This is a genomic window from Streptomyces sp. 1114.5 (assembly GCF_003635085.1).
In the GTDB taxonomy this organism is placed as follows: Bacteria; Actinomycetota; Actinomycetes; order Streptomycetales; family Streptomycetaceae; genus Kitasatospora.
The window spans coordinates 968075-993916 of record NZ_RBXE01000001.1; the positions used below are offsets into that span (position 1 = coordinate 968075).

General features: G+C 75.3%; 21 protein-coding genes, 2 tRNA genes and 1 riboswitch. Of the genes, 15 read left to right on the forward strand and 8 right to left on the reverse strand.

Annotated elements, in window-relative coordinates:
- Window positions 1–315 precede the first annotated feature (315 nt).
- Window positions 316–2388: a sigma-70 family RNA polymerase sigma factor gene (locus BX285_RS04190; protein WP_259470426.1), complete on the forward strand. Its 2073-nt coding sequence runs from the start codon at window positions 316–318 to the stop codon at window positions 2386–2388.
- Between the two features lie 51 nt (window positions 2389–2439).
- On the opposite strand, the gene BX285_RS04195 is transcribed toward BX285_RS04190, so the two are convergent.
- The 3 genes from BX285_RS04195 to BX285_RS04205 all read right to left on the reverse strand — a co-directional run bounded on the left by BX285_RS04195 (window position 2440) and on the right by BX285_RS04205 (window position 5949).
- A complete protein-coding gene (locus BX285_RS04195) occupies window positions 2440–3144 on the reverse strand; it encodes a DsbA family protein (protein WP_121174490.1) in 705 nt (234 codons plus the stop codon).
- 97 nt (window positions 3145–3241) lie between these two features.
- Window positions 3242–3763, reverse strand: coding sequence for a universal stress protein (locus BX285_RS04200; RefSeq protein WP_179852795.1), 522 nt, complete (start codon window positions 3761–3763; stop codon window positions 3242–3244).
- A 161-nt stretch (window positions 3764–3924) separates the two neighbouring features.
- Window positions 3925–5949, reverse strand: a complete 2025-nt coding sequence (locus BX285_RS04205; protein ID WP_183106998.1) for an asparagine synthase-related protein — start codon at window positions 5947–5949, stop codon at window positions 3925–3927.
- Window positions 5950–6809: 860 nt separating this feature from the next.
- On the opposite strand from BX285_RS04205, the gene BX285_RS04210 reads away from it, so the two are divergent.
- From BX285_RS04210 to BX285_RS04250, 9 genes are all read left to right on the forward strand, one after another.
- A complete protein-coding gene (locus BX285_RS04210; protein WP_097236719.1) occupies window positions 6810–8237 on the forward strand; it encodes an MFS transporter in 1428 nt (475 codons plus the stop codon).
- A gap of 64 nt (window positions 8238–8301) precedes the next feature.
- Window positions 8302–8402: transfer RNA gene (locus BX285_RS37095), tRNA-Ser, on the forward strand.
- A 440-nt stretch (window positions 8403–8842) separates the two neighbouring features.
- Window positions 8843–10432 (forward strand): TROVE domain-containing protein, encoded by a 1590-nt coding sequence (locus tag BX285_RS04215; protein WP_121174492.1) that lies wholly within the window; start codon window positions 8843–8845, stop codon window positions 10430–10432.
- A gap of 228 nt (window positions 10433–10660) precedes the next feature.
- The gene (gene lhgO, locus BX285_RS04220) at window positions 10661–11896 is read left to right on the forward strand and encodes an L-2-hydroxyglutarate oxidase (RefSeq protein ID WP_097236721.1); all 1236 of its coding nucleotides are present in this window, start codon (window positions 10661–10663) and stop codon (window positions 11894–11896) included.
- Window positions 11897–11994: 98 nt separating this feature from the next.
- The gene (gene trmB / locus BX285_RS04225) at window positions 11995–12825 is read left to right on the forward strand and encodes a tRNA (guanosine(46)-N7)-methyltransferase TrmB (RefSeq protein ID WP_257032472.1); all 831 of its coding nucleotides are present in this window, start codon (window positions 11995–11997) and stop codon (window positions 12823–12825) included.
- Window positions 12826–12941: 116 nt separating this feature from the next.
- Window positions 12942–14297 carry a PrsW family intramembrane metalloprotease gene (locus tag BX285_RS04235; protein WP_147465105.1) on the forward strand — a complete coding sequence of 452 codons (1356 nt, stop codon included), beginning with the start codon at window positions 12942–12944 and terminating at the stop codon, window positions 14295–14297.
- Window positions 14298–14394: 97 nt separating this feature from the next.
- Window positions 14395–14468 (forward strand) — tRNA-Met (locus tag BX285_RS04240).
- Window positions 14469–14667: 199 nt separating this feature from the next.
- Window positions 14668–15468: a hypothetical protein gene (locus BX285_RS04245; RefSeq protein WP_097236723.1), complete on the forward strand. Its 801-nt coding sequence runs from the start codon at window positions 14668–14670 to the stop codon at window positions 15466–15468.
- Between the two features lie 471 nt (window positions 15469–15939).
- Window positions 15940–17073 carry a hypothetical protein gene (locus BX285_RS04250; RefSeq protein ID WP_121174495.1) on the forward strand — a complete coding sequence of 378 codons (1134 nt, stop codon included), beginning with the start codon at window positions 15940–15942 and terminating at the stop codon, window positions 17071–17073.
- A 1-nt stretch (window position 17074) separates the two neighbouring features.
- Here the strand turns inward: BX285_RS04250 and BX285_RS04255 are convergent, their stop codons facing one another.
- The 4 genes from BX285_RS04255 to BX285_RS04270 form a co-directional block, all read right to left on the reverse strand.
- Complete coding sequence (locus BX285_RS04255; protein ID WP_183106999.1) at window positions 17075–17518, reverse strand: GNAT family N-acetyltransferase; 444 nt, start codon at window positions 17516–17518, stop codon at window positions 17075–17077.
- Between the two features lie 26 nt (window positions 17519–17544).
- Complete coding sequence (locus BX285_RS04260) at window positions 17545–18306, reverse strand: hypothetical protein (RefSeq protein WP_121174497.1); 762 nt, start codon at window positions 18304–18306, stop codon at window positions 17545–17547.
- 114 nt (window positions 18307–18420) lie between these two features.
- Window positions 18421–19164 carry a sensor domain-containing protein gene (locus BX285_RS04265; protein ID WP_097236727.1) on the reverse strand — a complete coding sequence of 248 codons (744 nt, stop codon included), beginning with the start codon at window positions 19162–19164 and terminating at the stop codon, window positions 18421–18423.
- A gap of 113 nt (window positions 19165–19277) precedes the next feature.
- Window positions 19278–19943, reverse strand: a complete 666-nt coding sequence (locus tag BX285_RS04270; protein ID WP_121174498.1) for a GNAT family N-acetyltransferase — start codon at window positions 19941–19943, stop codon at window positions 19278–19280.
- Window positions 19944–19985: 42 nt separating this feature from the next.
- Here BX285_RS04270 and BX285_RS04275 point away from each other — a divergent pair, with 42 nt between their 5' ends.
- Window positions 19986–20861 (forward strand): hypothetical protein, encoded by an 876-nt coding sequence (locus BX285_RS04275; protein WP_097236729.1) that lies wholly within the window; start codon window positions 19986–19988, stop codon window positions 20859–20861.
- A gap of 100 nt (window positions 20862–20961) precedes the next feature.
- Here the strand turns inward: BX285_RS04275 and BX285_RS04280 are convergent, their stop codons facing one another.
- Complete coding sequence (locus tag BX285_RS04280) at window positions 20962–21795, reverse strand: M23 family metallopeptidase (protein WP_257032473.1); 834 nt, start codon at window positions 21793–21795, stop codon at window positions 20962–20964.
- Window positions 21796–21807: 12 nt separating this feature from the next.
- Window positions 21808–21966: riboswitch (cyclic di-AMP (ydaO/yuaA leader) on the reverse strand.
- A 210-nt stretch (window positions 21967–22176) separates the two neighbouring features.
- Between BX285_RS04280 and BX285_RS04285 the strand changes: the two genes are divergently transcribed.
- The 4 genes from BX285_RS04285 to BX285_RS04300 all read left to right on the forward strand — a co-directional run bounded on the left by BX285_RS04285 (window position 22177) and on the right by BX285_RS04300 (window position 25697).
- Complete coding sequence (locus BX285_RS04285) at window positions 22177–22467, forward strand: YiaA/YiaB family inner membrane protein (RefSeq protein ID WP_121177234.1); 291 nt, start codon at window positions 22177–22179, stop codon at window positions 22465–22467.
- 127 nt (window positions 22468–22594) lie between these two features.
- Window positions 22595–23422, forward strand: a complete 828-nt coding sequence (locus tag BX285_RS04290) for an alpha/beta fold hydrolase (RefSeq protein ID WP_121174499.1) — start codon at window positions 22595–22597, stop codon at window positions 23420–23422.
- Window positions 23423–23478: 56 nt separating this feature from the next.
- A complete protein-coding gene (locus BX285_RS04295; protein WP_121174500.1) occupies window positions 23479–24045 on the forward strand; it encodes a TetR/AcrR family transcriptional regulator in 567 nt (188 codons plus the stop codon).
- Window positions 24046–24569: 524 nt separating this feature from the next.
- Complete coding sequence (locus BX285_RS04300; RefSeq protein ID WP_147465106.1) at window positions 24570–25697, forward strand: PP2C family protein-serine/threonine phosphatase; 1128 nt, start codon at window positions 24570–24572, stop codon at window positions 25695–25697.
- The last annotated feature ends 145 nt before the right edge of the window (window positions 25698–25842 follow it).

The following is a 25842-nucleotide window of genomic DNA, read 5'->3' on the forward strand; positions in this document are numbered from 1 at the left end:
GCCGTCGGCGCCGTTCGCCGGGGAACCGTGCGTCTACGCACTCCTGCGCGCCCTGCCACACTACGGGGGCTGTCGTGGAATCTGGGGTCCGTTGTGAGCGCCGAGGAACAGAACGACTACGGGTACGGCCTCGACTTCGGAGGCCTCTCCGGTAGTACCGCCGACGGGGCCGACCCCGCCCCCGGTGGTGTCGGCGGTGCCGGTGCTTCCGTCGGAGGCTCGGTCGGGGGTTCTCTCGGGGGCTCCGTCGGGCCGGCCCAAGTACCGGGTGCCGCACCGGGTTCGGCCGCCGGACACGTCCCCGACCAGGCCGGGATGCCCAGCCGCGAATCGCTCTCCGCCGCCGCCCCGCTGCCCCCGGGCCGGGTGCCCGGCCAGGCCCCGGCGGGCCGGGGCGGCGTCGCCCCCGAGGCGTTCGTCGGCGAGCCGTACACCGGCGACAGCCGGCCCGCCCGCCCCACCGTGCCCGCCCGCCCCACCGTGCCCGCCCCCGCCGACCCGGTGGACGGCGAGCGCCCCGCCTCCGACGCCGAGTTGACCGCCCGGGTGCGGGCCGGCGACGACACCGCGTACGAGGAGATCTACCGCCGGCACGCCGACTCGGTGCGCCGCTACGCGCGCACCTGCTGCCGGGACAGCTTCACCGCCGAGGACCTCGCCGGCGAGGTCTTCGCCCGCACCCTCCAGGCGCTCAGAGCGGGCAAGGGCCCCGAGTTCGCCGTCCGCGCGTACCTGCTGACCGCCGTGCGCAACGTCGCCGCTGCCTGGCACCGCAGCGAGCGGCGCGAACAACTCGTCGACGACTTCAGCGTGTTCGCCCAGACCTCGGCCGCCGTGGTCGACTTCGACCTCGCCGACCCGGGCGCCGACGCCTGGGCGATGGCGCTGGCCGACCAGCGGATGGTCATGCAGGCCTACGCCGAACTCCCCGAGGACGACCGGGTGGTGCTCTGGCACACCGAGGTCGAGCGGGAGTCGCCCAAGACCGTCGCGGTGATGCTCGGCAAGACCGCCAACGCCACCGCCGTCCAGGCCCACCGGGCCCGCGACCGGCTCGCCGCCGCGTTCCTGCAGGCGCACGTCTCCGGCAGCCAGGACAGCGCGTGCGAGGCGTACGCCAACCGGCTCGGGGCGTACGCGCGCGGCTCGCTGCGCAAGCGGGCCTCGGCCGAGGTCGGCCGCCACCTCAGGGAGTGCGACCGCTGCACGGCCGCCTGCCTGGAACTGACCGAGATCAACACCGGTCTGCGCGCGCTGCTGCCCGGCGGCGTGCTCGTCTGGATCGGGGTCGGCGGGTTCGGCGCAGCGGCGGCCGCCGTGGGCGGGGTCGCCGCGGTCGGCGGCGCGGCGGCGGGGACGGCGGCGGCGACCGCCGGGTCCTCGGGGGCTGCTGCCGGTGCGGCGGGCGGTACGGCTGCCGGTGCCTCCGGTGGGGGCGGGAGCGGGGCCGCTGCCGTGGCCGGCGAGGGCCTGGGCACCGCGGCCAAGGCCGGGATCGCCGCCGCCGTCGCGGTGGCCGCGGCCGCCGTCGCCGCGTACGCGCTCACCGGCTCGCCCGAGCCGCAGCCCCCGGTGGCCGCTCGCCCGGCCACCAGCGCACCGGCCGCCCCGGCGCCCCCGGCTCCGGCCCCGGTCGTCCCCGCGCCCGCACCCACCCCGGCGCCGAACAGCGCCGCGCCCCTCCCGGCGCAGCCGGCACCGAGCCCCAGCAGCACGCCGGCTCCCAAGGCCGTGCAGCCCCCGGCCGCCACCCGGGCGCCGAGGACCACGGCCCCCGTGCCGAGCAGCCCGCCGGCCCCGAAGCCCGTCCCCGCGGTGCCCGTCATCCCCACCCCCACCGTGCCGCCGGTGCCCACGCCCGAGGTACCCGTCGTCCCGACGCCCACCCTGCCGCCGGTGCCGACCCCGACCATCACCCCGCCCACGCCGCCCGCGCCCGCCGAGTTCTGGGGCGACTCGCTGCCCGTGGTCAAGCCCGGCCACCACCGGGTGCCGCCGCCCGGGCCGAGCATCCGGCAGAAGGGCAGCGACAACTTCTGGCAGCGCCCGGGCGGCTGGATCGGCGGCGACTACCACCCGCACGCCATCACCGTGCACGCCCCGGCGACCACCCTGATCGACCTCAACCGCAGCTGCACGTCCTTCGACGCGGTCGCCGGGGTGGACGACGCCACGCTCTCCCCGGGCGGGGTGGTCTTCACCGTCGAGGGCGGCGACGGCAGCACCCTGTGGCGCTCCCGCGCGCTCGCCGCCGGCGACGACGCGGTGCCGGTGCACGTGCCGCTGGCCGGGCAGAAGTCGATCCGGCTGGTGGTCACCCCGGTGCACGGGATCTGGTCGGCGCTGAACGTCGCGGACTGGGCCGAGGCCCGCTTCAGGTGCGACTGAAACGGGCCTCGGGGTTAGGGCTCGGGGTAGCGGGGTCCGGGCGGTGCTGCGTCAGATCGCGCAGGAGCCGTCCGCGCAGGCCTCGCCGGCCGGGGCCACCTGGAGCGGCACCGGCCGGCGCTCGCCGATCTCGGCGGCGACCTGGTCCAGCACCTTGCGGAAGGTCTCGGCCTCCTGGCCGCCCTGGACCGCCCACTTGCCCTCGAAGACGAAGGTCGGCACGGCGGTGATGCCCAGCTCGCGGCCCTCGGCCAGCTGGGCGTGGACCTCGGCGGCGCCCTCGTCGCCCGCCAGGTAGGCGGCCACCCGCTCCCGGTCCAGGCCGACCGACACGGCGACGTCGGTCAGCGCGGCGCGGTCGCCGACGTCGACGCCGTCGGTGAAGTGCGCCTTGAGCAACGCCTCCTTCAGCCGGCCCTGCACGGCCGGGCCGTACTCGGCCTCGGCGAGGTGCAGCAGGCGGTGGCCCAGGAAGGTGTTGGCGTGCAGCGCCGCGTCGAAGTCGTAGGTGATGCCCTCGGCGCGGCCCAGCTCCGCCACGTGCGCGTCCATCGCCACGGACTGCGGGCCGTAGCGCTCGGCCAGCCAGGCGCGGTGCGGGCTCGCCGTCTCGGGGGCGTCCGGGACCAGCTGGTACGGGCGGTAGACGACCTCGACCTGCTCCCTGCCCGGGAAGTCCGCCAGGGCCTGCTCGAAGCGGCGCTTGCCGATGTAGCACCAAGGGCAGGCGATGTCGGACCAGATCTCGACCTTCATGCGGGGGACTCCAGGGGGGCGTCTTGTCAGATGTGTACGAGATGGGTGAACGATGAACCATCTTGGGACATTCCCGGCAGCCCCCTGAGCTGCCGGTTCAGCCCGCGGGCGGCGCCGGGACCACCAGCACCGGGCACGCCGCATGGTGCACTACCGCAGAACTCACCGAGCCCAGCAGCAGCCGGGAGAAGCCCCCGTTGCCCCGGGTGCCGACCACCAGCGTGTGCTGCCGGTTCGACGCCTCCAGCAGCACCTCGATCACGTTGCCCAGCACCACGTGCAGCGAGAGCTCGCCCGCGTACGGCGTGGGGCGCTGCCGCTGCACGGCCGTCACCGAACGGCGCAGCCCGTCCGCCGTGCTCTCGACCAGCGTCTCCACGCTCTCCTGCACCAGCTCCGCCATCCCCGGCGGATAGCCGGCCGGAGCCGGGTTCACCACGGCCAGCACGTACAAGGGCAGGCCGAACAGCTCCGCCTCCGTCATCGCCCGGTCCAGCGCCCACAGCGACCCGTCCGACCCGTCGCACGCCGCCAGCACCCCTGCGGGCCGCCCCGTCGGCGGCCGCCCGAGCACCGACAGCACCACGGGCACGTCCCGCCCCGCGCTCCCACCGGCCACCGCACACCCTCCTCGCCCCGGATCCACAACCCCGCCATCATGGCCCGCCCGGGGGACCCCGCCCCCGCAACCGCGCCGGGGGGCAGCCGGGCGGCCAGGGGGCCGAGACGGGAGGACACCGGCCCCGCAAGCCGAGACGGCGGGGGCGGGGCCGCTGGGGGTCAGGGGGTCAGGGCGGGGGGTTGGCGGTGGGGGAGGCCGGTCCAGCAGGCGCCGTGGCGGCGAGCGCGGAGGCGGCGGAGCCAGAGTTCGGTGGAGACGAGGTCGGCGAGGCCGGCGAGGGCGGACGGGGAGAGGGGGGTGGCGGGGTCGGCGGAGTGGGCGAGGCCGGCGCGGACGGCGGGGAGGTCGATGAGGCCGGCTTCGGCGAGGAGGGGGGCGTCGAAGAGTTCGGCGAGGCCGTCGGCGGCGAGGCGCAGGCCGGCGCGGGCGGGGGCGGTGCGGTCGGGGCGGGGGCCGCGGCCCCAGTCGGGGGGCAGGTCGGTGCGGCCGGCACCGGTGAGGACGGCGTGCAGGAGGGCGTGTCGGGCGCCGGGCTGGAGCCGGACGTCGTCGGGGAGCAGCCGGGCGGCGCGGACCACCTGGTTGTCGAGGAAGGGGGCGTGCAGGCGCTGGCCGGGCTGTTCGGCGGCGTGCACGAGCGTGCGGAAGGAGCGTGCCTGCCGGTAGAGGGCGTGCCGGGCCCGGTGCGCGCCGGGGTGTTCCTCGGGCGCCGGTCTGCGCGCCGTCAGACGCAGCCGCAGGGCCACCGAGGAGAGCGCCTCGTCGGAGAGCCAGCGGGCGGCCGGGCCGGGCACGCACCAGGCGAGGTCGGCGGCCGAGCGGTCCCCCGCCGTGCCACCGCCGTCCGGGACGTGGCGGGCGGTCAGCTTGGCGGCGGCCTCGTCCAGCGCCTCGGCGTAGCGGACCCGGGAGAGCCGGTGGGCGGCCCGGACGACGGTGAGCGGGGTGCGCAGTGCGCCGGTCAGGACGCCCGCCACGGCCCGGTCGGCGCCGGCCAACGCAGCGACGGGGGGCAGGAGTTCGCGCGGACGGCCGGCCCGGATGAGGTCGGCGAGCCGGGCCGGGTGGCCGTCGAGGACCTGGCGGGCGCCGTAGCCGGTGAGGTGGTCGCTGCCGCCGGCGCCGAAGCGGGCCTCGGCGCGGGCCGCGGCGACGAGTTCGGGCCCGGGTTCGTCGGTGAGCCGGCCGGACTGCGGGTCGGCGCCCGGTCCGGCGTACGGGAGGGTGGCGGGGGCGGGGTCGAGCACGGTGTGCCGCAGTCGCGGGGTGTCGGGGGCGAGCACGAGGGTGGCCGGCGATTCGGTCTCGCCGAGCGTGACGGCGGCCAACTGTTCGGGGGCGGCGGGCTCCTGGGCGGCGGCCCGGGCCCAGGAGCCCCGCACTGCGCCGCTCCTGGCTGCGGCGGCCGCCCGGGCCGGGGCTGGCCCGGAGGGCACCGCGGGCAGCGGGACGGCGGCGGCGAGCAGGGCGACGGTGGCGGAGGCCGTGCCGTACGAGAGGTCGACGCCGAGCCGGGCCCGTACGGCTGAAACGGCTGAAACGGCCGGGGCGGCGGCCGGGGCGGTGGTGCGGACCCGGGAGCGGACGGATTCCAGCAGGGCGCGGGTGAGTTCGCGCACGGCGGGCGCCTCGTCCCGGGGCTGCTCGGTGCCGGCCGGTTCGTCGTAGCCGGACAGGTACGGGCGGCCGCTGCGGATGCCGAGCACGTGGCCGGGCGGCACCTGCTGGACGCCCAGGTACGGGGTGCCGGTGCCGAGCGCCTCGGGGGCCTCGGGGCAGGCGAGGCGGGCGGCGAGGTGGCCGGTGTCCAGCGGGGCGCCGACCAGGTCGGCCAGCGGGAGGGCGGCGGTGGCGTACGCGGTGCCGTCGCCCCAGGGGGTGTGGAAGACGGGCTGGGCGCCGGCGAGATCGGTGAGCAGCAGGGTGGAGCGGGTGCCGGTGCGCAGCACCACGGTGTAGCTGCCGGGCCAGGCGGTGAGGTGGCGGACGGCGCCGCCGCGGGCGGCGGCGAGGCCGGCGGCGAGTTCGGCGTCGGTGGCGCCGCAGTGGCCGAGGACGGCGAGCCGGGTGGTGGCGGGGGTGTCCTCGATCGGATCGGGGGCGGTGGGGCCGGTGGTGACCACGGCGGGGGCGCCGGGGCGGAGGGTGGCCAGGCGGATCTCCTCGGGGCGCCAGTCGCCCACGGCCCAGAGCGGGTTTGGGCCGGTCCACAGGGGACGCGCGGCGATCGGTGCCACCGTGCCCGGGGGTCCGTACGCCCCGTGCGTCCCGTGCGCCGGGGTGCCCGGTCGGGGCGCTCCCGTGCACCAGCCCGTCAGCCACCGCATCGCGCCTCCACCGTACGAGGACCTGCACCCGCGCGGCGCGTCCGCCGCCGGGCGGGCGGTCGGGTGGGGTGTGTCGTGGTGGCCCGTGCGCGCGTCCCGGCGTGCCCCCGTGGATCGGCGCGCCGTCAGGGGACATCGTGCCACCGCCGGGCGTCGACGTGGCCGGTGTTGCGGGATCCGCTTGCAGGAGCGGCCGGTTGGCGGGGGGCGCGGTCAACGCGGCGGCGGTGCCCGGTGGAGTCGGGCGGGCCGGGCCTCCCCCTCCGTGGCCCGGACCGCCCTCGGGCCGCCTTTGGCATGGGCATCGCGAGATGGCCGAAAGGTGTCGCCCGGCCCGGGAGGGCATCCGCATGCCCTCCCGGACTTCGCCGCCGCCCGCGGGGATTGAGGCGGCGGCATCCCCCGACCCGCCGGGTCCTCGACGGCGGGCCGACCCACGACCACCAGCGAATCGCCGACCAGCCGGTCGGGCCAGGGGGCACGGCCGGGCGCACGTGAACACGGGACCGGAGCACGACGCTCCGGCGCGCGGCGGGATCGGCCGGATCCGAGCGGTCCGGACCAACTGCCGTACGGCGCCGCCGAGTGCGCGATCCCGCCATCCGGAATGCGACCTCTTAACCGTCGGAACGCGTCCGACTACTCTAGGTGCAGCAGCTACGGCCCGGTGCCGCCCGGGCCCCGCGCACAAGGCCGCAGGAGGTGCAGCCGCCACCATGACCGTCAGCCCACGAGGACCGAACGAACGGCTCGGCACGCTCCTGACCCTCGCCCAGATCAGCAACGCCGGACTCGCCCGCAGGGTCAACGACCTCGGTGCGCAACGCGGGTTGACGCTGCGGTACGACAAGACCTCGGTGGCCCGCTGGGTCAGCAAGGGCATGGTCCCGCAGGGGCCCGTCCCGCACCTGATCGCCACCGCGATCGGCGGCAAGCTCGGCCGGCCCGTCCCGCTGGAGGAGATCGGCCTGGGCGACACCGACCCGGCGCCCGAACTCGGCCTGGCCTTCCCGCGCGACGTCTCCGAGGCCGTCCGCTCCGCCACCGACCTGTGGCGGGTCGACCTCGACCTGCGCCGGGGGCCCGGCGGCGGCCGGTGGAGCGACAGCCTGGCCGGCACCTTCTCGGTCTCCGCCTACGCGACGCCCGTCTCCCGCTGGCTGATCACCCCGGCGGACGGGTCGGTGGCCCGCGAGGTGCCGCGCTCCCCCAGCGACACCTCCTCCTACCGGGTCGGCCACTCGGACGCCGCCAAGCTCCGCGAGGCCGCCCAGGAGGCCCGCCGCTGGGACTCCAAGTACGGCGGCGGGGACTGGCGTTCCTCGATGGTGCCGGAGTGCCTGCGGGTGGAGGCGGCACCGCTTCTGCTGGCCTCGTACAGCGACGCGGTCGGCCGGGCGCTTTTCGGCGCGACCGCCGAACTGACCCGGCTGGCCGGGTGGATGGCCTTCGACACCGGGCAGCACGAGGCCGCGCAGCGGTACTACATCCAGGCCCTGCGGCTGGCCCGGGCCGCCGCCGACGTGCCGCTCGGCGGCTACGTGCTGGCCTCGATGAGCCTGCAGGCCGGCTACCGGGGCTTCGCCGAGGAGGCGGTCGACCTCGCGCAGGCCGCCCTGGAGCGCAACCGGAGCCTGGCCACCGCCCGCACCATGAGCTTCTTCCACCTGGTGGAGGCGCGGGCCCAGGCCAAGGCCCGCAACGCGGCGGCGTGCGCGACGGCGCTCGGTGCGGCGGAGAGCGCGCTCGAACGAGCACGCGCCGGGGATCCCGATCCGGCGTGGATCGACTTCTACGCCTACGACCGGCTCGCCGCCGACGCCGCCGAGTGCTTCCGCGACCTCGGAGTGCCCTCCAAGGTCCGGCAGTTCACCCGCGAGGCGCTGGCCACGCCCACCGAGGGCTTCGTCCGCTCGCACGGCCTGCGGCTGGTGGTCTCCGCGATGGCCGAGGCGGAGGCGGGCAATCTGGACGCCGCGGTCGCCGCCGGCGAACGCGCCGTCGAGGTGGCCGGCCGGATCTCCTCGCAGCGCAGCCGGGAGTACGTGGTGGAGATGCTGCGGCGCCTGGAGCCGTTCCAAGGCGAACGGCGGGTACGGGAGTTGGCCGAGCGGGCGCGGGCGGTGATCGTTGCTCCGGCGTGAGCGGCGTGAGCGGCGTGAACGGCGGGGCCCGACGTGAACACCGGACGGTAAATGAGGTGCGCCCGCCGGCGGGAGCTGGCTATGTTCTCTCCCGTCCGGGTGCGCAGGCAGAGGTTACTTCCACTCTCAATGGGCAGGTCGCGGGTTCGAATCCCGTCACCGGCTTCGTGCCGGTGTAGCTCAGTGGCCAGAGCAGCTTCGTCACCTCAGCCGTCCTCGAACTCCGGACACCCATACGTGAATAGTTTTTCCGCACCTCCCGGTGCGACGGCAGCGGTTACTTCGGTCGAGTGCCCCCGGTGGGGCGCGGTGAAGCTGAGCTCCAACGACCGCGGCCGGCTTCGATCTCGGGAGGCATCGCGCTTCGGAGTGCCCGGTGCGCAGGCGGGGGTTACTTCGGATCTTGCGGTTCCGGGTTCAAATCCCGGGCGTGCCGTGCGCGAGCGCGGCCGGTAGCTCAATCCGGTAGAGCACAAGGCATATACCTCCGCCGACGTCGGCCGTTCGACGACGGCCGGCTCGATCTCGGGCACCCCTCACCGCGGCATGCCTCCCTCCCGGTGACCAACAGGCACTGACACCAACAGGCCGAGGGGGGCTGTCGCATGTCCAGGTTCAACGTCCGCAGGGCCAAGCCGAGTCCGAGTTCGCCGGTGGCGACGACCGGGCAGCGCACCCGCAACCACAACGGCGGCACCGGCTTCGTCCGCGACGGCAAGTCGGAGCTTTTCCTGCTCGCGGTCGCCAACATGGTCGGCAAGGACACCTTCCACGAGCGCGGCGGCGACCGCGACGACCGCTACACCGCGCTGGTGCGCGAACTCGCCGTCGCCGACCCGGAGTGGACCCTCGGGCTGCTGCGCTGGCTGCGCTACGGCGCCCAGATGCGCACCGCCGCGCTGGTCGGTGCCGCCGAGTTCACCCGCGCCCGGCTCGACGCGGGCGCCCACGGGTACTCCCGGCAGGCCGTCGCAGCGGTGCTGCGGCGCGCCGACGAGCCCGGCGAACTGCTCGGGTACTGGACCTCGCGCTACGGCCGGGCGCTGCCCAAGCCGCTCAAGCGCGGCATCGCGGACGCCGTCCGCCGCCTCTACGACGCCCGCTCGCTGCTCAAGTACGACACCGCGGGCAAGGGCTACCGCTTCGGCGACGTCATCGAGCTGACCCACCCCTCGCCGGACCCGGACAAGCCGTGGCAGGGCCCGCTGTTCGCGTACGCGCTGGACCGCAGGCACCGGCCCGAGGAGGCCGTCCCGCCCGCCGGCGACCGGCTGCTGACCGCCAACCGCGAACTGCTCGCGCTGCCCGTCGAGGAGCGCCGCGCGGCGGTGACCGCCGAGGACGGCGCCGAGCGGCTGGCCGCCGCCGGGCTGACCTGGGAGGCACTGGCCGGCTGGCTGCAGGGGCCGCTGGACGCGGCCGCCTGGGAGGCGGTCATCCCGTCGATGGGGCCGATGGCGCTGGTGCGGAACCTGCGCAACTTCGACAAGGCCGGGGTGTCGGACGAGGTCGCGGCCGAGGTGGCCCGGCGGATCTGCGACAAGGGCGAGGTACGGCGCTCGCGCCAGTTCCCGTTCCGCTACCTGTCCGCGTACCGGCACGCGCCCTCGCTGCGCTGGGGGCACGCGCTGGAGACGGCGCTCGGCCACTCGCTGGCCAACGTGCCGGAGCTGCCGGGGCGGACGCTGGTCCTGGTGGACCGCTCGGGCTCGATGTTCGACCGGCCCGGCGGCCCGACCGAGCTCAACCGGGCCGACTCGGCGGCGATCTTCGGCACCGCGCTGAAGGTCCGCGCCGCCGAGGCGGACCTGGTCGAGTTCGGCACCACCAGCCGGGTGGTCGAGGTCGACCGGGGCGAGGCGGTGCTGCGGGTGCTGGGACGCTTCTCCAGCCTGGGCGGCACCAACACCGCCGACGCGGTCCGCACCCACTACCGCGGCCACGACCGGGTCGTCATCGTCACCGACGAGCAGACCGGCCCGAACCACTGGGGCGGCGACCCGCTCGCGGCCGTCCCCGCCCACGTGCCGGTCTACACCTGGAACCTGGCCGGCTACGCCCCCGGCCACGGCCCCAGCGGCGTCGCCCACCGCCACACCTTCGGCGGCCTGAGCGACGCGGCCTTCCGCCTGATCCCGCTCCTCGAAGCCGGGGCGGACACCGGCTGGCCCTGGGAGGAGCAGGACGTGGTCTGACACGCCCTGAGGCGCCGTGCTGTCGCCGTTCGCGGGTCCGGGGGCTCGCGAACGGCGGCCGTCGGCGTCGGCGTGCCCAGGCCGGGCCGGGCGGGTTCGCGGGCCGGAGCCTCACGGGGCCGACCGGCCCGCGAACTCGGCCCGGCCGGCCGTTGCGCGGTCTCGACCCGTGCGGGGCACCGTGGCAGCATCGGCGGCGGGACGGCCGGGCGACGCGAGGAGCGGACGGTGGCGGACGAGGTCGACGTGCTGGTGGTGGGCGGCGGGATCGTCGGCCTGGCCACGGCGTACGCACTGACCCGGGAGCGGCCGGGGCTGCGGCTGGCGCTGCTGGAGAAGGAGCCCGGCTTCGCGGCGCACCAGACCGGGCGCAACAGCGGGGTGATCCACAGCGGCGTCTACTACCGCCCCGGCTCGTACAAGGCCCGGTTCGCCGTCGCGGGCGCCGCCGAGCTGGTGGCGTTCTGCCGCGAGCACGGCGTCCCGCACGAGGTGACCGGCAAGCTGATCGTGGCCACCGACGCCGCCGAGCTGCCCCGGCTGGCGGCGCTGGCCGAGCGCGGGCGGGCGAACGGCATCCCGGTCACCGAGCTGGACCGGGCCGGGATCGCCCGCCACGAGCCGGAGGTGACCGGCCTGGCCGGGCTGCACGTCGGCACCACCGGCATCTGCGACTTCCCGGCCGTCGCCACCGTCTACGCCCGGCTGGCCCGGGAGGCCGGGGCCGAGCTGCGGCCGGGCACCGAGGTACGGGCGGTGGCCCGGCGCCGGGACGGCGTGACGGTGGGCACCACCGGCGGCGAACTGCGCTGCCGGGTGCTGGTGAACTGCGCCGGACTGCACAGCGACCGGATCGCCCGGCTGGCCGGGGACGACACCGGCGTGCGCATCGTGCCGTTCCGCGGCGAGTACTACGAACTGACCGAGCAGCGCCGGGGCCTGGTGCACGGCCTGGTCTACCCGGTGCCCGACCCGGCCTTCCCCTTCCTCGGCGTGCACCTCACCCGGGGCATCCACGGGGACGTCCACGTCGGCCCGAACGCGGTGCCCGCGCTGGCCCGCGAGGGGTACGACCGGCGCACCGTCCGCCCGCGCGACCTGGCCGACACCCTGGCCTTCCCCGGTGCCTGGCGGATCGCCCGCCGGCACTGGCGGTACGAGCTGGGCGAGTTGCACCGCTCGCTGTCCAAGCGGGCGTTCACCGCGGCCGTACGGCGGCTGCTGCCCGCCGTCCGCGCCGAGGACCTGGTGCCGGCCGCCGCCGGGGTACGGGCCCAGGCGGTGGCCCGGGACGGCTCGCTGCTGGACGACTTCGCCTTCGCCGGCTTCGATCCGGACGACCCGCGCTCCCCGCGCCGGGCAGTGCACGTGCTGAACGCCCCCTCCCCCGCCGCGACGGCCTCGCTGCCGATCGGCCGGGAGGTCGCCCGCCGGGCCCTGGCGGCGCTGGAGGCGGGCGGCTGAGCCGCGCCACGCACCCCGGAGCACCCCTGTGCACCCCGGATGAGCCGCGTCACACACCCCGACGGGCGCCCCGGGCGGCCCCGTAGACTCGGGTGATTGTGACTGCCACCGCCCCGATCCCCCAGTCCTCGCCGTCCGCCCGGCTGTCCGCCGCGCCGGCCGCCTACCCCGCGCCGATGTACCCGCACAAGGCCACCGAGGCCCAGCACCGCGAGCGTCGCATCCGCAGCTTCCAGCCGCGCCGGGGCCGGATGACCAACGCCCAGGCGAGCGCCCTGGACCGCAGCTGGGAGACGTACGGCATACCGATCGACGGCAGTCCGCTGGACCTGCCGGAGCTGTTCGGCGGGCTGCCGGTGACGCTGGAGATCGGCTTCGGCATGGGCGAGACCACCGCCGCGATGGCCGCCGCCGACCCGACCATGGGCATCCTCGCCGCCGACGTCCACACCCCCGGCCACGGCAACCTGCTCGGCCTGCTGGAGCGCGACGGCTCCACGAACGTCCGTACGGCCGCCGGGGACGCGGTGATCCTGCTGCGCGACATGCTCCGGGACGCCTCGCTGGCCGGACTGCGGGTCTACTTCGCCGACCCGTGGCCCAAGCCCAAGCACCACAAGCGCCGGCTGGTCCAGCCGTCCTTCCTCGACCTGGTGCTGCCCCGGCTCGCCCCCGGCGCGCTGGTGCACTGCGCCACCGACTGGGAGCCGTACGCGGAGCAGATGCTCGCCGTGCTGTCCGCCTCGCCGGAGCTGGAGAACCTGCACCCCGAGGGTGACGGGACGGGCTGGCTGGAGCCCGCGGACCACCCGGACGGCAGCATCCCCGGCTACGCGCCGCGACCGGACTGGCGGCCGGTCACCAAGTTCGAACGCGCCGGGATCGCCAAGGGCCACGTGGTCCACGACCTGCTGTTCCGCCGCCGCTGACCGACCGTCAGCCCTTCGAACGGGCGGGGGCGCGCTGACCGCACGGGCGGGGCCGGGACGGGCGATTCGTCCCGAGTCCTCCCGGCGGGCGGCCGCCGTGGCCTACCCTGTGCCGCATGGGCAGCCCGTCCGGCGGCGGGCCCCGGCCGACCGTTCGGGGGACCGTTCAGGCCGCCGCCGACGCACCGGAGACGGCCCCGCGCACGGGTGACACCCGGACCATCCCGGGGCCCCGGAGGCGCCGGGCCCACCGGCTGCTGTCCCGGCCGGGCCGCAGTACGCCGCCGGGCGCCGGGACGGCCGCGGCCTCCGCACCCTCGGCGCCGCCCGTACCCGCGCCGCTCGCACCCGCACCGGCGCCCGTACCCGTGCCGCCTTCGGGCCGCAGCCGCTCGGTGGCGCTCTCCTCGGTCACCGCGACCGCCGTCCTGACCCTGATCGGCTGTGGGGTGCTGATCCTGCACCTCATCCAGCGGCAGACCGGCACGGTCGGCCTGCTGGTCGGCCTGGGCCTGGCCATGGTGCCGCTCCCGTTCGTACTCGGCGGCCTGGCCTGGCTCAACCTCAGCGCCCGGGTGCCGCTGCGCCACACCCTGTTCTGCCTCGGCTGGGGCGCCTGCGCCGCGACCACCGTCGCCATCCTGGCCAACAACTGGACGGCCGGCTACCTGATCAGGCACCAGGGCCAGCTCGGCCGGCTGCTCGGCGCCGGCCTCGCCACCCCGGTGATCGAGGAGAGCGCCAAGGCCACCGCCCTGCTGGTGCTGCTGCTGCCGCTCGGCCAACGGCTGCGCTGCCACGGCCGCCGCACCGGGCGCCCCTGCGCGCCGCTGCTGCGCCGGTCGCCCGCGCCCCGGCGCCCTCGCCCCTACCAGCGCCGCCCCGCCGGACCGCACGCCCGGGGGCGGCTGCGGCTGCGCCCGTACCTGCGGCCGCTGCCCTACCTCTGCCCGGCCCCGCCGACCGGCGGCGGGCCGCACCGCCGCTCCCGGCCGCGCACCCTGGCCGCCGGAGTCGTCCTCGGCGGGATGGCCGCCTGCGGCTTCGCCTTCGTCGAGAACGCCCTCTACCTGGGCCGGGCCTTCACCAGCGACCAGCGGCAGCGGCTGGACAGCATCGGCCTCGGCGACCCGCCCAGCCTGCGCGACTTCGACAGCACCGTGCAGACCTTCGTGCTGCGCGCCCTGCTCTCCCCCTTCGCCCACCCGCTGTTCACCGCGCTCACCGGGATCGGCCTTGCCGTCACCCTCACCACCGGGCGGCGCTGGCTCGCCCGGCTGGCCGCCCCGACCGGGCTGCTGCTCGCGATGGTGCTGCACGGCACCTGGAACGCCGCCGCGGACCTCGGTACGCACGGCTTCCTGGTGGTGTACGGGGTGCTGATGGTGCCCTGCTTCGCCGCGCTGGTCTGCTTCGCGGCCTGGGCGAGGGCCCGCTCGGCCCGGCACGCGGCCCGGGGCCGGGGGTGCTGAGGGGGCTGCTGCGGGGGCCACCGAGAGGCTGCTGCGGGGGCTGCTGCAGAACCGATTTCCCATCTCGGTGACTTCCACGTATTGTTGTGTTCACCGACGCGGGGTGGAGCAGCTCGGTAGCTCGCTGGGCTCATAACCCAGAGGTCGCAGGTTCAAATCCTGTCCCCGCTACTCAGTAGCAACGAAAGGCCCGGAGGATCCGTCCTCCGGGCCTTTCGCGTTTTCCGGGTACGGGGAAACAACACGGTCCTGCCACGAAGCTGTAACAGCGACCGAATCCAAGATCCGCTGTCAGGCGCCTGAACCATACTGAGGAAAAATTCATCTCATTGGGGGGAGGCTCGGGCCGCCCCCGGACAGGAAGCACCACATGCTGTCGAAGCGCCTGGTCAGCACCGCCGCGATCTGCCTCGTCCTGGCAGCCGGCACCGCCGCTTGCGGCGACAACAAGGGCGGCGGCACGAGCGACGCGAAGACCGACGGCGGCAAGGCGGCCGCCCCGCAGAAGCTCGACACCGACAAGCTCAGCGCCCAGGACATCGAGAAGCAGGCCAAGGACGCCCTGGCGAGCGCCACCTCGCTCAAGATGTCCGGCACCATCGCCAGCGACGACGGCAAGATGCAGATGAACCTGACGCTGGACAACAAGAGCCAGTGCACCGGCACCATGACGATGCCGGGCATGGGCAGCTTCGAGATCATCAGCGACGGCAAGACCTCGTACGTCAAGCCGGACAAGGAGTTCTGGACCAACATGGGCGGCCCGAACGGTGCCAAGGCCGCCGAGCTGTTCAAGGGCCGCTACCTGACCGGCTTCGAGAGCGACCCGTCGATGAGCTCGCTCACCAGCGTCTGCAACCTCGCCGACTTCAGCAAGAAGATCACCGAGGACGACAACAAGAGCAGCAAGGTCGAGAAGGGCACCGCCGGCAACGTCAACGGCGTGAAGACCTTCAGCCTCAAGGCCACCGACGACAAGGGCGAGGTGTCGACCATCAGCGTCGCCACCGAGGGCAAGCCGTACCCGGTCCGGATCGAGCACACCGGCGCCAAGGACGGCAACGGCCAGATCGACTTCAGCGACTTCGACAAGCCGCTGACCATCCAGGCCCCGTCGGCCGACAACACGATCGACTTCACCAAGTTCAAGGACCAGATCAAGACCGCCTGAGCGGCGGCGCCGGCCGCCGACGGAGGCCGCGAATAAATCCGTTGCCCTCCCCGCGGTGGGCTGCCTACAGTGGCGGCACACTGAAAGGAGGTGATCCTGAATTGAGTTCCATCAGGATGCGTGAGGTGGCTGCTCGCTAGAGCCGCCCCTGCCTGCGCAGGGTGAGGCCCCTGGCCTCCGGCAGGCGAAATCCATAGCAGTCACCCGGCCCGCAGGCTCACCGGTACATCCCCGGTGCCTCGGCGCCTGGCCAGTGCACGGGCCGGCGCGGAGGAGCAGCCTGCGGGCCGTCTGCGTTTTTCCCCGTGAGGTGGGGCCTCCCCCGTGAGGTGCGGCCTCCCCGCCTCTGCCCGGAACCGGGCTCCCCGTGTCGTAGCCGGGGCGGTCCCAGGGCGTTTCCGTGGTGAGGGCCCGGCGCTAGAGTCGGCGCGGGGTTCCGGAGCGGAGCGGCGCGGGCACAGGGGGTAGGCGATGGCGAAGGTGCGACGGCCGGGCAGCGGGCCGACGGTGCGGACGGCGCAGTGGGGCGCCGCCGGGGTGGCAGCCGGGACGGGGCTGGTCGGGCTGCTGCTGTTCGCGCTCGGCCGGGACCAGGCCTGGCAGGCGCTGGGCGGCGGACTGGTGATCGCCGGGGCCTCGACAGTGCTCGGTGGCGGGCTGGGCTTCCTGTTCGGGGTGCCGCGGGTGCGCGGCGGCTCGGGCGAACCGCAGGGCTCGTACGCGCCGAACACCAATCTGGAGCAGGTCTCGGACTGGCTGACCAAGGTGCTGCTGGGCGTCGGGCTGACCCAGATCGGCTCGCTCGGCGAGCGGCTGCACGAGCTCGGGGCGGCGCTGGCGCCCGTGCTCGGCGGGGGCGAGGCCGCGGTGCCGTTCGCGGCGGCGCTGGTGCTGTACTTCCTGGTCTTCGGGTTCCTGGCGGGCTGGCTGGTGACCAGGCTCGCGCTGCCGCGGGTGCTCAACGACGCCGACCAGGCGCTGGACCTCTTCCTCGCTGGGCAGGACCGCGACCGGCACGGGGACCGGGTGGGCGCGGACGACCTGCGGGTCCGCGCCATGCAGCAGCTCGGGATACTGGGCGGCAGCGCGGACCACCCCGCCGAACTGGCCGCGCAGCTGCCGCCGTCCTCGGGTGCGCCGTCCGGGCCGGAGGGGGTGGTGGCCGAGGTCCGCTCGACCGCGAAGCGCTCGGCGCTGACCGCCGACCAGGTGCGGGCCCTGTTCGCGGACGGCTCGGAGGGGCGGCGGATCCAGGCGCTCGCCCTGATGCAGGGCGATCCGGCGCTGGCGGACCTGGAGAGCGTGCTGGACGCGATCCTGCACCCGCGCTCGGGCTTCGAGCAGTACCACGCCCTGTTGGCCGCCCGAGGGCTGCTCTCCCGGCTGCCGGCCGCCGAGGCGCAGCGGCTGCGGGACGCGGTGGCGGCGCAGTTGGTCGACCCGCAGGGCATTCCGTACGGGTCGGACCGCAGCTGGCTGGCGGAGAAGATCCTGTCCCGGCTGCAGGCGGTGGCCTTCCTCCCGGCGCAGCCCGGCACTCCCGGCACTCCCGCCGCTCCTGACGCGAACGGTTCGCCGGCTCCGTCGGCCGGGAGCGGTTCCTGAGTCAGACGGTGAAGTGCAGCTCGGGCTGTTCCCAGGGGGTCCTGGCCTGCGGCGGCCGGGTGCCGGTGCGGCGGGCGCCCATCCGCAGGTAGAAGTGTTCGGCGGGCGGGTGCGAGACGACCTTGACGGCGGCGATCCCGGCCTCCCGGGCGCGGTCGAGCATGTCCGTGATCAGCCGCCGTCCGAGGCCCAGGCCCTGGGCTTCGTCGGCGACGAACATCAGGTCCAGTTCGGCCGGTTCGCGGATCAGCGCGTAGAAGCCGAGCAGTCGGTCGTCGGCGCTCACGGCCAGCCGCACCTCGTGCCGTGCGAGGTAGTCGGGCGTCACCCGGTACCCGTCGATCATCGCGAAGTACGCGCCGCGGTAGGCGGCGGAGGCCTGGATCAGCTCGGTGAGCCGGTCGGCGTCGGCCGCGTCGGCACGCCGGATCGTCGTCTCGGTCATACGGGTGAGTATAGGAGTGAACTGGCTCAGTGACCATTACAGAATGGTGCCTGCCGAGCCTCCGCCCGACGGCGGTGGTCGGCGGCCCGCAGCACCAGGACGCGGTGGGTGCGGACGCCCTCGGCCATGGGGTAGCGGTGGACCTCGCTGGTGATCCGGCGCTCGCCGAGCGCGTACCGCAGCGGGTCGAGGTGGCCGCAGCGGCGGCCGTACCCGTCGCACAGCGGCTGGACGCGGACCTCGCCGTCCGGGGAGGTGACCCGGACCAGCTCGGCCAGGGCCGCCAACTGGCGCTCCGGGCCGAACAGTTCGGGGTAGGCGAAGACCAGGTGGCCGCTCAGGGTGAGGGCGAAGGTGCCGTCCGCGAAGGGCAGTCGGGGCAGCTCGGCGGCCACGTACCGCTGCGGGTGCGCGGCGGAGTCGGCGGCGAACAGCCGGTGGGCGCGGTCCCAGCTGCGCAGGTAGCGGTCGACGCGGTGCGGGCGGGGTGCCGGGTAGAGGTGCGGCCGGGCGGCCATCGCGGCGGCCATCGCCGCCCGGGCGGCCCGGGCGCGGGCCGCGACCACGGGCGGCGGCAGCGCGTACGCCGGGTCGACGGCGATCACCCGGCAGCCCAGTTCGCGCGCCTCGGCGGCCAGGCCGGCCGCGCCGCCGGGGCAGTCCAGCAGCGGCCCGGGCAGGGCGGCGAACCGGGCCCGGGTGAGGCCGAACAGCGCGCAGTACTCGTCGAGCGGGCGGGAGGTGACGAGGACCTCGGGGGGTGCGGGGGGAATGCCGGGGGCGGACACCCGGTCATCCGAACACGCGGCGGCCCCGCCCGCACCCGGAGCGCGAACGGGGGCGGACGGGGCCGGACTGGGGCGGGGCGGACGGGGCCGGGCGCGGACGGCGGGAGGTCCCGGTCAGCGGCCGAGCAGGCCCTGGGCGGCAGCCCGGTTGACGTTGGTCAGGCCGTGGACCAGCTGCGCGGTGAGGAACACCAGCAGCAGCCCGACCGCCGAGAACGCGGCGATCTGCCACGTCCCCTCGATGTAGTAGACGTGCCGGACGTGGTGGCTGTCGGTGAAGTCGAACACCCGGTACCCACGCCAGGAGGTGTAGGTCGGGAAGACCCAGTGGTAGACCGGGTAGAGCGCCATCGACCAGCCGAGCAGCAGGAACACCAGCGTCATGCCGAAGCTGAAGACCGCCCAGGGGAACATCACCACCTGGTACAGCGCGGCCTTCCAGCCCGAGCCGTCCGCCAGCCGCGCGGTGATCGCGCCCCAGGTGCCCTGCCGGGCCTGGCGCACCGGCTTCGGGCCCGGGATGTCCAGGGCCAGCATGCCGCGCACCCGGGCCCGCTCCAGCCGGCCGAGCCCGCGGGCCGCGGTGGTCAGACCGGCCAGCACGGGCAGGCCGAGGACGGTCACGAAGGTACCGAGGCCGAGGCAGAACAGGGTGATCGCGACGGTGAAGCCGGCGATCGCCACCGGCAGGCCGGTGAGCACGTAGCCGATCTCGCGGAAGTGGTGCCGGGAGAGCGGGGCGAGCCAGGACGGCGGCGGCTGCTCGGTCCGGCGGGCCCGGGCGGCGGCGCGGGGCTCGTCGCCGTAACCGCCCAGGACGTCCCACTCGTGGTCCTGCGTGCTTCGGCTGCTGCTCATGTCCCGGCCCCCGGTCCCTCGTCCTGACGGTCGTTCGCGTTCGTTGACGTCGTCCAGTCTGGTCGGGGAGCCGGTCCGGCGGGATCCGGAGGCCTGGCGGATCGGGGGTGGGGTTAACCCCCCTCGCCCGCTCGGCGGCGGTCGGCCGCCGCGCCCGGCCACTCGTCGGCGAGCAGCGAGTAGCGGTACGAGTCGGACCAGGCGCCCGCCTTGAACCGGTCGTGCCGCTCCCGCCCCTCCAGCCGGAACCCGAGCCGGGTCAGCACCCGGGCGGAGGCCGTGTTGTCCACGTCGACGCGGGCGGCCAGCCGGTGCAGGTCCAGGGTGCGGAAGGCGAAGTCGCAGAGCAGGCCGACGATCTCGCCCGCGTAGCCGCGGCCCCAGACGTCGCGGCGCAGGACGTAGCCGAGCGAGGCGGAGCGGAACTCGCCGAGGGTGAGCGAGGCGTGCGCGATCGGCGTCGCGTCCTGCGGGTCGTCGGCGCAGTCGTAGGGGTCGGGGCAGGTGTCGGCCTCGGCCTCGGCGTGGGCATCGGTGTCGGCGTCGGCGTCGGCGCGCCTGGTGACGGCGAGCCGGTAGGTGCCCCGCTGCTCGGCCATCGCCTCCTCCAGGTAGAGCTCGATCTGGTCGGCGCAGGTCTCGCGGTCGCTCGGCCCGAAGGGCAGGTAGCGGGTGACCTCGGGGTCGCCGAACAGCGCGTGCAGCGCGTCCACGTCGCCCTCGGTGTGGCGGTACTCGCGGATGGCCAGCCGGGGGCCGAGGAGTCGTACGGGGACCATGGCTGCCGACCCTACCCGCGCCCGGCGGCTACCGTTCGGACTATGAACGACGAAGACCTGCGGCTCGCCCCGCGCACCAGGGCCGCCGACCTGCTCGCGTGGGCGGCCGAGCAGGACCGCGCGCCGGTGGCCGAGGGCCCCCTGCGCACGGTGCTGGCGCTGCTGGAGCTGGGCGAGGGCAGGATGCACGACGGCTGGCCCGAACTGACCTCGAACGCGGTGGAGCACCTGCTGTACGAGCGGCTCCACCTGTACGTCCAACCGGCGCCCGGGGAGGACCCGCTCGCGTACGGCGACGCCGTCCGGCTGCTGATCGACCACCAGCGGGCCTCCCGGCGGCTCAACGCCAAGCGCCAGGAGCGGCTGCACGCGGAGGCCGAGTGGCAGGGCGAGGTCGCGGCCGGGCTGCTGCGCCGCGCCGACCTGGTGACCTGGCCCCGGCTGTACGCGCTGCTGCTGCACGCGTACGGGGTGGACGTCGCCGACGAGGAGGCGGTGCGGGCCTGGCTGGCCGGCTTCGGCGAGCTTGCGCCGGAGGAGCGGACGGCCGCGTACGAGGCGCTGGTGCCGGCCGGCTGGCTGGACGAGCCGGACGCCGAGGGCTGGGGGCCGGGCCGGCTGCTGTCGGTCGGCATGGCCACCGACGGCGCGCGGCGGCTGCTGGAGCAGGGCCTGATGCGGCGCAGCTACCGCAACCTGGCCGAGCTGACCGCGCAGGGGCGGCCGATGCCGGACGAACTGGCCGGGGACTTCGGGCAGTTCGAGGAGGCGGCGGCCGGGGCGGCGCTCGACCTGTTCGGCGAGTGGACGGTGCCGGGGCTGCCGCGGCTGCTGGTGGAGGAGTTCCCCGAGCTGGCGCCGGAGCCGGGCCGGGAGGAGATCGAGGCGTACCTGGCGCAGCTGCCCGCGGAGGAGTGAGGCGCCGAGGAGTGAGGCGCTGTGGAGTGAGGCGCTGAGGCGGGAGCCCCCGGCCGTACGGCGGTTGCCGGCGGTCGGGGGCTCCCGTGCGTCCCCGGTGTCAGGGGGTGAGGCCGCGCTGTTCGAGCCAGGGCTCGGGGTCGACCGGGGCGCCGCCGCCGGGGCGGACCTCCAGGTGCAGGTGCGGGCCGGTGACGTTGCCGGTCGCGCCGACCTTGCCGATCTGCTGGCCGGAGGCGACCTTGCCGGAGCCCTTGATGATCGAGGAGAGGTGGCAGTACCAGATCTCGGTGCCGTCGGGCAGCGTCTCGACGATCCGGTAGCCGTAGGAGCCGGACCAGCCGGCCGAGGTGATGGTGCCCTGGCCGAGCGCGTAGACCGGGGTGCCGGTGTCGGCGGCGAAGTCCAGGCCGGTGTGCAGGTTGGCCCAGTAGCGGGCGCTCTGGCCGTAGTGGGCGGAGAGCCGGTAGTCCTTCACCGGGAGGGTGAGGGCGGCGGCGGCCTTCGCCTCGGCCTCCTCGGCGGCGCGCTTGGCCTCGGCCTCCTTGGCGGCGGCCTTGGCCTCGGCCTCCTGCGCGGCCTGCACGCGGGCGCTCTCCTCGGCGGCGGTGCGCTGGCTGTCGGCCTGCTGCTGGATGCGGGCGGCGAGCGCGAGGCCGGGGTCGGCGGCGAGGACGACCGGCGCCTCGTCCGGGGCCTCGACGGCGGGGGCGGCGGCCGGGGTGGCGGAGGCGAAGCCGGTGGCGCCGAGGGTGGCCGCGACGGCGGTGACGCCGAGCAGCGGGGAGGCTCCGCGGGCCTGACGCGGCATCCGGTGGCGGTTGGTCTCGGCCTCCGGGCCGTAGGCCTCGGGGCCGTCCGCGCCGGGGTGGTCGAGGAGCTGGGTACCGGCTGCGGGGCCGGCCGGGTGTGCCGGGGTGTGCGTCGACGCCACGGAGGCGCGCTCCTTTCCTTCCTTCGCGCCTACCGGGTTAGCTGACGGGTTCGGAGCAGGAAGGTCTCCTACGGCCGGGCCGGGGCCCCGCCGATTCACCCCAAGGAACGTGGTTCCCCGGCTCCCTGGCCTGCCCGGAGGCCGGCCGGCGGGATTAGGCGACGGCGCACGGTGCCGTCTGGGTACGGCGTTGACAACCGCGCTGCGTTATCAAACGTTAATCCTAGGAGGCTCTGATTCCAAGCCATCCGTCCGGGACCGCTGGGGAGCAGGTGATCGGACGTCAACGAACGACCCCTCAATGCGAGCACTCCACCTGAGCACTCCAGCTGAGTACTCCTACTCATGTGCGACCCGATCCGGCAGCCGCATCCTGACGCCATGAGCCAACCGATGCAGCACCGCACGACGGCCGCGTACTACGTCCAGGCCCTCCTCTCCTTCGCCCTGTCGGGCACCGCCCTCGCCGTGGGGATCGCCTACCTGCCGGTCGGCGGCTGGACCCGGGCCTTCCTCGGGATCGGCCTCCTCTACACCGTGACCTCCGCGTTCACGCTGGCGAAGGTGATCCGGGACCGGCACGAGTCGAACGAGATCGTCAACCGGGTCGACCAGGCCCGGCTGGAGAAGTTGCTCAGCGAGCACGACCCGTTCCGGGTCGAGGGAGCCTGAGGCGGGCGAGGGTCCTGGGATTCCGGCTCCGGCGCGCTTGACGGCTAAGGCTATTAGCCTTAGCTTTATGGCTATCGGCAGTACTCGCCGATAGCTCGCAGCAGCGGCGGACCGAGGAGGGCCCACCATGAACGGCACCGGCACCCCGAACACCCAGTACCTCACCGTCCCCGGCGGGCGGATCGCCTTCGACGACACCCGGCAGGGCGACGGCACCCCCGTCGTCCTGCTCCCCGGCATGCTCGACAGCCGGGCCGCGTACCGGCACCTCCGCCCGCTGCTCGTCGCCGCCGGCCACCGGGTCCTCACCATGGACCTGCGCGGCTTCGGCGAGTCCTCCATCACCTGGGACGACTACGGCCCCGCCGCCCTCGCCGACGACGTCCTCGCCCTGCTCGACCACCTCGGCATCGACCGCGCCGTCCTCGTCGGCAGCTCGTACACCGGGGCCACCGTCGTCAAGGCCGCCGGCAACGCGCCCGAACGGGTCGCCGGGATCGCCCTCCTCGACGCCTTCGTCGAGAGCCCGCGGCCGAACGCCCTGATGCGCGGCGTCATGGGGCTGATGGGCGCGGCGATCGTCCACTGGCCGGCCGTCTGGGGCCTCTACCTGCGCCGGATGGCCTTCCCCGGTGCCAAGCCCGCCGACTTCGACGAGTACGTGAACGGGCTGGTCGCCGCACTGCGCACCCCCGGCCGCAAGACCGCCACCCGCGGGTACGTCACCGGAGACTCGGCACCGACCGGCTGGACCGCCGCCGTACGGTGCCCGGCGCTGGTCGTCATGGGCAGCAAGGACCCCGACTTCCCGAAGCCCGAACTCGTCGCCGACCGGCAGGCCGCGGCACTCGACGCGCGAAAGGCGATGATCGAAGGGTCCGGGCACTACCCGATGGCCGACAACCCGCAGGCCACCGCCGACGCCCTGCTGCCCTTCCTCGCCGAGATCGGCTGACCGCCGCGCTCCTGCCCGCCCGACGCCCCCACCTTCCCCACGGAGAACCCGAAGCCATGCCCCGCGTAGGACTGACCCCCGACCAGGTCGTCGACCACGCCCTCGCCCTCATCGACGAACAGGGGGCCGACGCCCTCACCCTGGCCGCCGTCGCCGCCCGGGCCGGGGTCGCCACCCCCTCCCTGTACAAGCACGTCAGCGGTGGGCTCGCCGAACTGCGGCGGCTGATAGCCGTCCGGGTCACCGACGAACTGGCCGGCCGGCTCGCCGACGCCGCGGTCGGCCGCAGCGGGGACGACGCCGTCGCCGCCGTCCTGCGGGCGTACCACGCGTACGCCACCGAACACCCGCACCGCTACAACGCCCTCCCCCAGGCCCCGCAGCCCGACGACGACCTGGCCCGGGCGGCCGGGCGACTCGTCGGCGTGATCATCGCCGTCCTGCGGGAGTACGGCCTCGACGGCTCCGAGGCGATCCACGCCGCCCGCACCGTCCGCTCCCTCGCCCACGGCTTCGCCTCCCTCACCACCGCCGGCGCCTTCCAACTCGCCGAAGACCTCACCACCACCCACGACCGCCTCATCACCACCCTCACCACCGGCCTCCGCACCTGGCCGGCCTAGAGGGCCGGCCGAGCCGGCACCTCACGGAGTGACCCTTCGCAGGAAGTCGGACCCGCCGACTTCTCGCGCAGCTTGAGTGGGAGGGACTGTCCACGCTGGCCGCCGGCACGAAGAAAGCGGCGAGCGAGCTGACGCGGGAGGCCCGCGCACAGGAAGTCGGGCCGGTCGACTTCTCGCGCGGGCAAGGGGCTGGAGGAGGGAAGCTCAGCCGGGAAGGACGGCGCGGGCGAGGCACGTGGGGCATGCGACGGAGAAAGCCGCGCCGGAAGTCGGATCTGCCGACTTCCGGCGTCCGCTGCAGCGGGGGGCGGGGACGCTCGGCGGCGAGCGGGGCTGACGCGGGAGGCCTGCGCACAGGAAGTCGGTCCGGCCGACTTCCTGTGCGGGCGAGGGGCCGGCGGGGTGGTGGAGGGGGAGGCGGTGCTGGTGAGGGGGGCGGGGTGGGGTGGGGGGTGAGGGGTTAGTGTGACCGGTCTGATTGGTGGTCATGACCGGGGACCGCCCCCCCTGGCCGGAGGTCGTAGGTGCCCGCACTGATAGCGAGGGTGCGGCGGTGGTACGGGCGGCTGCTGGACGGGGACGTGCGGGCCGGGCGGGTGGCGTTGGGGGTGCTGCTCGGGGGGACCGCCGGGCTGAGCGTGCTGCCGATCCTGATGCCGTACGGGTGGCCGCCGTCGGCGCTGGTGCTGCCGGTGGTGGGTGGCGGGCTGGTGCTGCGGCGCGGGCAGTTGCGGGTGCTGGTGGGCGCGGCAGTGGCGGGCAGCGTGCTGGGGGCGGTGGTGCAGGACCCGCGCGGGGTGCGGCTGGGGGTGACGGCGGTGCTGGCCGTTACGGGGGCGACGGTGCTGACGGCGAACCGGTTCCGGCACCGGCTGGGGCTGCGCGGCACGCAGGGCGACTCGATGCTGCTGGAGCTGGCCGAGCACAACCGGACGCTGGCCCGGCTGCCGGAGCGCCTGCTGGACTGGCACTTCGACAGCGCACTGGCCCCGGCCGGCGGTGCCTCGTTCTCCGGGGACTTCCTGCTGTGCGCCCACCGCCCCGAGGAGGACCTGCTGGAGCTGGTGCTGGTGGACGTGTCGGGCAAGGGCAGCCGGGCGGCGGCCCGTTCGACCCATCTGTCCGGTGCGTTCGCGATGCTGCTGGGCCGGGTGCCGCCGGAGGCGTTCCTGCCGGCCGCCAACGACCACCTGGTCCGGATGGGCTGGGAGGACCACTTCGCCACCGCCGTCCACCTGGCGCTGCATCCGGCGACCGGCCGCTACCGGCTGTTCAACGCGGGCCACCCGCCGCCGGTGCGGTACTGCCGCGGGGGCGGCTGGGAGGCGTCCGAGCACGGCGGCCCGGCGCTGGGCCTGGTGCCGGGGGCGCGGTACCCGGCGGTGGCCGGGCGGCTGGGGCGCGGGGACTCGCTGCTGCTGTTCAGCGACGGGCTGGTGGAGGTGCCCGGCCGGGACCTGGACGACGGGGTGGGCCGGCTGCTGGCCGCCGCCGAGCCGGTGGTGCGCGCGCACCGGACGCAGCAGCGGCCGGACCGGGGGGCGGCGCAGCGGCTGGTGCACGCGGTGGCGGGGCAGGTCGCGGACGACCGGACCCTGGTGCTGGTGCGGCGGCTGGGCGACCATCCGCCTTCTGGGGAGCCGGGGTTCTGAGTCGGCTGCCCCTGCACCGGACGGCGCCCCTTCCGCGACACCCTGCACACACGTCCCACACATCCCGGGACGTGTTTCGGCCACCAGGGGTGGCGGGGAAGTTCGACAACGGACCAAGCCGGACGACCCGGGGCCTCGTCAGGTG

Coding starts and splice junctions, on each gene's coding strand:
- BX285_RS04190 (WP_259470426.1), top strand. CDS start 316: ATGCCCAGCCGCGAATCGCTCTCCGCCGCCGCCCCGCTGCCCCCGGGC.
- BX285_RS04195 (WP_121174490.1), bottom strand. CDS start 3,144: ATGAAGGTCGAGATCTGGTCCGACATCGCCTGCCCTTGGTGCTACATC.
- BX285_RS04210 (WP_097236719.1), top strand. CDS start 6,810: ATGACCGTCAGCCCACGAGGACCGAACGAACGGCTCGGCACGCTCCTG.
- BX285_RS04215 (WP_121174492.1), top strand. CDS start 8,843: ATGTCCAGGTTCAACGTCCGCAGGGCCAAGCCGAGTCCGAGTTCGCCG.
- BX285_RS04235 (WP_147465105.1), top strand. CDS start 12,942: ATGGGCAGCCCGTCCGGCGGCGGGCCCCGGCCGACCGTTCGGGGGACC.
- BX285_RS04245 (WP_097236723.1), top strand. CDS start 14,668: ATGCTGTCGAAGCGCCTGGTCAGCACCGCCGCGATCTGCCTCGTCCTG.
- BX285_RS04250 (WP_121174495.1), top strand. CDS start 15,940: ATGGCGAAGGTGCGACGGCCGGGCAGCGGGCCGACGGTGCGGACGGCG.
- BX285_RS04255 (WP_183106999.1), bottom strand. CDS start 17,518: ATGACCGAGACGACGATCCGGCGTGCCGACGCGGCCGACGCCGACCGG.
- BX285_RS04265 (WP_097236727.1), bottom strand. CDS start 19,164: ATGAGCAGCAGCCGAAGCACGCAGGACCACGAGTGGGACGTCCTGGGC.
- BX285_RS04270 (WP_121174498.1), bottom strand. CDS start 19,943: ATGGTCCCCGTACGACTCCTCGGCCCCCGGCTGGCCATCCGCGAGTAC.
- BX285_RS04275 (WP_097236729.1), top strand. CDS start 19,986: ATGAACGACGAAGACCTGCGGCTCGCCCCGCGCACCAGGGCCGCCGAC.
- BX285_RS04285 (WP_121177234.1), top strand. CDS start 22,177: ATGAGCCAACCGATGCAGCACCGCACGACGGCCGCGTACTACGTCCAG.
- BX285_RS04290 (WP_121174499.1), top strand. CDS start 22,595: ATGAACGGCACCGGCACCCCGAACACCCAGTACCTCACCGTCCCCGGC.
- BX285_RS04295 (WP_121174500.1), top strand. CDS start 23,479: ATGCCCCGCGTAGGACTGACCCCCGACCAGGTCGTCGACCACGCCCTC.